Source organism: Hydrogenophaga sp., assembly GCF_028698005.1.
GTDB lineage: Bacteria > Pseudomonadota > Gammaproteobacteria > Burkholderiales > Burkholderiaceae_C > Hydrogenophaga.
In genome coordinates, this window is sequence record NZ_JAQVEJ010000190.1 from 1 (window position 1) to 5,017 (window position 5,017).

General features: G+C 68.7%; 5 protein-coding genes. 2 read left to right on the forward strand and 3 right to left on the reverse strand.

Annotated elements, in window-relative coordinates:
* Positions 1 to 298: 298 nt before the first annotated feature.
* On the reverse strand, positions 299 to 820 hold the full coding sequence (locus tag PHQ87_RS14315; RefSeq protein WP_300235739.1) for a cytochrome b/b6 domain-containing protein: 522 nt from the start codon (positions 818 to 820) through the stop codon (positions 299 to 301).
* A 47-nt stretch (positions 821 to 867) separates the two neighbouring features.
* Here PHQ87_RS14315 and PHQ87_RS14320 point away from each other — a divergent pair, with 47 nt between their 5' ends.
* Positions 868 to 1,938, forward strand: a complete 1,071-nt coding sequence (locus tag PHQ87_RS14320; protein WP_300235742.1) for an MBL fold metallo-hydrolase — start codon at positions 868 to 870, stop codon at positions 1,936 to 1,938.
* Here PHQ87_RS14320 and PHQ87_RS14325 read toward each other — a convergent pair.
* Complete coding sequence (locus PHQ87_RS14325) at positions 1,912 to 3,891, reverse strand: sigma-54-dependent Fis family transcriptional regulator (RefSeq protein WP_300235745.1); 1,980 nt, start codon at positions 3,889 to 3,891, stop codon at positions 1,912 to 1,914. The genes PHQ87_RS14320 and PHQ87_RS14325 overlap by 27 nt on opposite strands.
* 483 nt (positions 3,892 to 4,374) lie before the next feature.
* Here PHQ87_RS14325 and pedF point away from each other — a divergent pair, with 483 nt between their 5' ends.
* A complete protein-coding gene (gene pedF / locus PHQ87_RS14330) occupies positions 4,375 to 4,869 on the forward strand; it encodes a cytochrome c-550 PedF (protein ID WP_300235748.1) in 495 nt (164 codons plus the stop codon).
* Here pedF and PHQ87_RS14335 read toward each other — a convergent pair.
* Positions 4,842 to 5,017: helix-turn-helix domain-containing protein (locus tag PHQ87_RS14335; protein ID WP_300235751.1), on the reverse strand; the 176-nt coding region annotated here is incomplete at its 5' end. The two genes, pedF and PHQ87_RS14335, sit on opposite strands and share 28 nt — an antisense overlap.

A 5,017-nucleotide genomic window follows, 5' to 3' on the forward strand; every position in this document is an offset into this window, starting at 1 on the left:
CGATGTCTTCCCAACTGACCGGCTTGGCGGCGTGGGCGCCGCCGGCCAGCAGCGCGGCGGTGGCGGCGAGCGCCAGCGTGCCCAGGCGATGGTGGCGGCGGATGGGGTGTTTTCTCATGTTGGCTCCTCGGTGACGGGTGGACTCATCGTTGCGGCGTGGATCGCCACGGCCCTGCTTTGCAAAGCACATGCCAGTGCGAAAGTGGCGTGGGGACGGCCGTTTTCGATCTGCAGCCGTTCAGATGGGCAACACCTGTCCCAAATCGAAACAGCCTGGACACCGGTGGCGCGGACGCCATCAGCGCATGCGCATGAGGAGCCGGTCCTTGAGGACGAACTGGTGGTAGGCGAAGGCCAGTAGATGCAAGATCACCATGGCCATCAGGGTGTAGACGGACACCAGGTGAACCACGCTGAGCACCTCCTTGGCCGCGTCCCAGGGCGCGGCAAGCCGGGGCAGCCGGATGCCCATGAAGCGGATCGGGTAGCGGGAGAACACCGAACCGAGAAAGCCCGACAGCGGGACGATCAGCATCAGCAGGTACAACAGGGCATGGCCGGCGCCTGCGGCCCGGTGCTGCCATCCACGGGTGGCCGGCGCCACGCGTGGCCGCCAGGGCAGCCAGGCGATGCGCAGCGCGATCAGCAGCAGAAGCACCATGCCGACGGACTTGTGCACGTTGAACCAGCCGGCGCGCTGGCCGCTGTCGTCCTTGGGCAGGTCGACCATCCACAGGCCGAGGCCGATCTGGGCCAGGATGAGGGCGGCCATCAGCCAGTGCAGCAGCACGGTGAGGCGGTCGTATCGCTTGGCATGCATCTTGTGTCTCCTGTGAGGTCGTCTTCGAGGCAATAACAGTGCCAGTGATGCAAGGCTTGCCGGCGGGCGTCCGCCGCTTTCTCATGGCCGCGTGCGCCGGGCTGCTGGCCGCCTGTGCCGCGGCGCCGGCGCCGTTGGCGGGTGCGGGGCCCTGCGGCGACGTGTCCGGTGGGCCCGACGTCCCCTGGCGCGAGGTGGCGCCGGCGGTGTGGGTGTGGCTGCCGGCACGCGAGGCCGAGGTGGACGAGCGCAACGGCGGCCACGTGGCGCCGACCACGGCCGTCATCGACGGCGGCGAGGCGCTGGTCATCGATCCGGGCCCGAGCCACCGGCATGGTCTGCGGGTTCGGCAGTCGCTGCGCTGCCGCTTCGGCGCGCGCGTCGTCGGGGTGGTCAACACCCATGCCCATGCCGAGAACGTGCTGGGCAACTCGGCCTTCGCCGACGCGCAGGCCCGAGGCGAGGTCCGCATCGCCGCCAGCGGCCCCACCATCGGGGCCATGCGTCGGCGCTGCCCCGACTGCCTGCGCAGCCTGGTCGAGCGGGCCGGTGCCGATGCCATGGCCGGCACGCGCATCGTGTGGCCCGATACCGAGGTGTCGGCGGGTTCGACACTGCGCGTCGGCAGCCGGACGCTGCAAGTGCTGGACGTGGTGCTGGCGCACACCGAGGGCGATCTGTTGCTCTGGGACGCGGCGTCGGGCGTGCTCTGGGCGGGCGGGCTGGTCTACGGGCGGCGCCTGCCCGAGCTGGCGCAAGGCTCCTTGCGCGGCTGGCTACGGGCCCTGGACCGGATCGAGGCATGGCCGGTGCGGCACCTGATCGGCGCCACCTGGTCGACCGCCGCGGACGGGGAAGGCACGCCCCCGGCGCTGGCGGCCACACGGCAATACCTCGGAAGCCTGCACGACGGTGTGTGGCAGGCCATGAACGCCGGCCGCCTGCCCCAGGAAGCCGGGCTGCTGCCCATGGCATCCTACGCGGGCTGGGCGGGGTACCGCGAGCGGCAGGCGTTCAACGTGATGCGTGCCTGGCGCGAGCTGGAGCCGCTGTGGATGGATGGCGGCGAGGCGCCGCCCTCAGGTGCGGAGTCAGTCGCGGAGGACGTCGGGCGGTAGCAGGTCCTTCTTGCGGTAGATGGTGTTGCGCGACACGCCCAGCGCCTTGGCTGCGGCCGATACATTGCCCTTGTGCAGGCGCAGCATCTGCGCCATGGCGGTCAGGGTCACGTCCTGCAGGCTCAGGCCGTCGGCCTGGCCGGCCGCCTGCATCTCGGCGGGCGTGGTGGGCAGGGTCACCAGCGGAGGCAGGCTCTGGGCGCCGGCGGGCATGGGCATGGGGTGGCTCGGGGGTGTGAGCTGCAGCTCCTCCAGGAAGTCGTCGGGCAGGTGCGCGACCTCGATGCTGCCGCTGCAGCCGACCATGACCACCGCCGTGCGTAGCAGGTTGTGCAATTGGCGGAAGTTGCCCGGCCAGTGGTAGCGCTTGAACAGGTCCAGCACCTCGGGCGAGAGGCCGACGTTCTGGCCGTTCTCGCACAGGCTCTTGAGGATCTTGCGCACCACCAGCTCGAAGTCGGTCCGCTCGCGCAGCGCCGGCAGGCGCACCACCAGGCCGTTGAGGCGGTAGTAGAGGTCTTCGCGGAAATCGCCGCGCGCGATCATGTCCTTGAGGTTCTTGTGCGTGGCGCAGACCACGGCGATGTCCACGTCCACTTCCTTGCCTGCGCCCAGCGGACTGACGCGCCGCTCCTGCAGCACGCGCAGCAGGCGTGCCTGCAGGTGCCTGGGCATGTCGCCGATCTCGTCGAGGAACAGCGTGCCGCCGTTGGCTTGCAGGATCTTGCCGACCGCGCCTTTCTTGCGGGCGCCGGTGAAGGCGCCTTCCTCGTAGCCGAAGAGCTCGGACTCGATCAGGGTTTCGGGGATGGAGGCGCAGTTGACCGGCACGAAGGGCTGGCCGGCGCGCGGCGAGTCGCCGTGGATGGCCTGGGCCAGCAGGTCCTTGCCGGTGCCGGTCTCGCCCAGGATCATGACCGGGATGTCCTTGCCCGCGACCATGCGCAGCTTGTGGATCACCGAGGCGAGTTGCGGATCCCCGGTGTCGAGGTACTGCAGCGTGGACATGTGCCGCCTGCGGGGCGGCGCGGGCCGGGGTGGCGCTTCCTCCACGACGCTCGCCGCGGCCGACTCGCCGCCGCCGGCCGCCCAGGTCACCGGGCTCTTGAGCGTGGCGCGGCACCAGACCGTGACGCCGTTGTGCAGCACCAGTTGCTTGGGCGTGGGCACGGCGCCGCTGAACAGCTCGATCAGCGAGGTGATCGGGATGCCGAACAGGGATGAGAACGTATGCGCCTTCAGCGCCGAAAAAGGCAGGCCGATCTGGAACTGCGCGCTGCGGTTGGCCGAGATGAAACGCCCTTCGGGCGAAAACACCACGATGCCCTCGACCAGCGTGCCGAGGAACTCCGAGCGCGTGTGGAAATGGATGCGGATCGCCTTGGGGAAGATGTCCGCGAACATGTGGTTCTCGATCATCTGCGCCGACATGCGCACCAGCGCCAGCGTGTGCTGGTGGAAGCTGCGCTGGTCCCCGCTCACGTCCAGCGCGCCGATCACCTGGCCGTAGGGATCGAAGATCGGCGCGCAGGAGCAGGTGAGGAACTTGGTGGCGTTGAGGTAGTGCTGGCTGCCGTGGACGGTGAGGGCCTCCTGCTCCGACAGGGCGGTGCCGACGGCGTTCGTGCCCTTGCTCTGCTCCGACCAGTCGGCGCCGGTGGTCAGCGCCACGCGCGAGGCCTTGTCCAGGAAGTCGGTGTCGCCCAGCGAGTGCAGCACCATGCCCCGTGCCGACGTCAGCAGCACCATGCTGTGGGTGTTGACGATCTGTTCGTACAGCGTCTCCATGACCGGCGCCGCGTGCTGGAACAGGAAGCGGTTCTCGTCCAGCGCGTCGCGCAGCTCGCCCCGGAGCGGGATGGAGAGGTCGGGCTGGTCGTTTTCCCGCAGGCCGAAGGCGGCCGAGCGCTGGTGCGCCTGATCGATCAGGTCGGCCGGCGAGAGGCTCGGCATGGCATGCGCACCTGGTGCGGACTGGCCCGGGGGATGTGTCGTCGCGGCGGTCATGGTGTCTCCTGGGCCCTGGTGAAGACCCACCCAGTCGTTCAGGGGCCACGATGCGTCCGGCATCGAATCGCGCTGAAACCTGGGGTTTGTCTGATTGTCTCGGTCGCTCATGCAATTGTCTTCGCATCGGCGATGGGCATCAACAGCGGTACCGCATCGAGTTGGAACAGTTTGTGCCGTGACGGCGCAGACTGCTCCAAGCAAATCATCGGCCATAGAGAAAAACCCTAGGCAGGCTCCCTTGCAGCGTCGTGCATGGCGGCGCGATGGGACACGTGGGCGGGTCCGACTGATGCAATTTGGAGCAGTGTGCTGCACCGTGTTCCACCCGCGCTGGTACAGCGCTCGCCGCCGCCGGATGGCAAGCTTTTTGCAGACCACCGCTGCGCAACCCTTTTCCCGATGCCTTTGAAGATGGAGACAAGACCCATGATTTCCCCGACCTCCCGGCTCAAGCGAACCCTGCACGGCGTGCTGGCCTTTTCCGCCATGGCCGCCATCGCGGCCAGCGTCATGGCCCATGGCGACATGGCGCCGCAGGCGGTGGACACCAGCAGCCTGCCGCAACTGGGCGAAAAATGGCTCGATGCCAACCCCTACGGCCCCGCCAACCCGGCGCGCGGCGAGGCCGTTCGCATCGGTGCCTCGGCCTACAACCAGAACTGCGCGCGCTGCCACGGCCTCGAAGCCATCTCGGGGGGGATCGCGCCCGATCTGCGCATGTTCGATGGTGACTGCGCCGGCATGAAGGACCCGGCGCAAAAGGATGCCTGCTTCCAGGAAATGGACGACTATTTCACCGCCACCGTGCGCCGCGGACGTGTGCGCGACGGCCGCGTGTACATGCCGCCGTTCGAAGGCACGCTCACGCAGGAGGCGATCTGGGCGATCCGCAGCTACATCGAAGTCCGTCGCGAACCCTGAGCCAGCTTGCGGTACACCGTCGCCCGGCTGATGCCCAGCGCACGCGCGGCTTCCATCACGTTGCCGCGTGCGTCATCGACCGCCTGGCGGATCAGCGCCGTCTCCATGTCCTTGAGTGGCACGCTGTGCGCGGCCATGCCGGTCGCCT